The sequence below is a fragment of the Polaromonas sp. P1_E3 genome, assembly GCF_056405935.1.
The window spans coordinates 1-992 of the sequence record NZ_JBFUBD010000684.1 but is presented as its reverse complement, the minus strand read 5'-3'; the positions used below and the strand labels follow the sequence as shown (position 1 = coordinate 992).

The 992-nt window shown below is 62.5% G+C and carries 2 protein-coding genes; both read right to left on the bottom strand.

The genetic code is table 11. The annotated features are described in order from the left end of the window. Window positions 1–60: 60 nt before the first annotated feature. Window positions 61–285: a YgaP family membrane protein gene (locus AC1D0Z_RS22775; RefSeq protein WP_477660404.1), complete on the bottom strand. Its 225-nt coding sequence runs from the start codon at window positions 283–285 to the stop codon at window positions 61–63. A 275-nt stretch (window positions 286–560) separates the two neighbouring features. Then, window positions 561–992 (bottom strand): DUF3362 domain-containing protein (locus AC1D0Z_RS22770; RefSeq protein ID WP_477660403.1); only part of this gene is annotated, 432 nt, incomplete at its 5' end.

Genomic DNA, 992 nt, shown 5'->3' with positions numbered 1-992 from the left:
CGCAGCAGCGAGGCCAGCGCGGCCGGGTCACCGGCCTGCGCCGCGGAAAAAAGCGCCGCTTCAATAGCCATCATTGCGGGCCCGGTTTTGCAGCCTGCGGCCCACCATGGCGCAAGCCGGGCAAAAGCCAAACAGCCCTGTCAGCGCTATGACTACGCCGGCGCAAACTGCCAGCAACCCAAGTGGCGTCACACCCAGCACCAGCAGGCCGCAGGCGGCCATCAAGGCGCCGGACACGGCACGCACCCAACGCTCCTTGGGCCCTACATTTTTGCGATAGAACATGAGATTTCCTTTGGMTGCCGTCAAAAACGCGGCATCGCTACAAGGAGGGGTCATGCTGGCAAAAGGATTCACGTTGGGGAAAATATTGTTGGGCTATTGTTGGGATGGAGCACCCGCCAAGCTTAGCCGGGCACGCCGAGGCCGCCGCTGCATGCACTCCGTCGCTATCAATTCAATAGCTGCTTGCGCCCGTCTATATTGGGTTTGAGGTCGATTTCACTCGTAAAAAAGGCTCCAATGGAGCCTTTTTCTCAAAATATCTGCGTTGGCAATGCCTAGCGGCCCTTGCGGCCACCAGGCTTGCCGCCGGCGCCCTGCGCCAGCGGCGGCAGGCCGGTGTGGCGAGTCAGCAAACGGCCTTTAACCACTGGCGAGGCTTTCGCCGTGGTGGCCGTGCCGGTCGAGTTCTTGCGCCGCGCGCTGGTGTAGCTGCCGTCGGTCATCGGCTGGAAGGTCGGAATCAGGTGGTGCTTGCCGTTGCCGATCAAATCGGCGCGGCCCATGGCTTTGAGCGCCTCGCGCAGTACCGGCCAGTTGTTGGGGTCGTGATAGCGCAAGAAAGCCTTGTGCAGCCGGCGGCGGCGCTCGCCGCGCACGATGTCCACCGTTTCGCTGTCGCGCGTGATCTTGCGCAGCGGGTTCTTGTTGGTGTGGTACATCGTCGTGGCCGTGGCCATCGGGCTCGGGTAGAAAGTCTGCACCTGGTC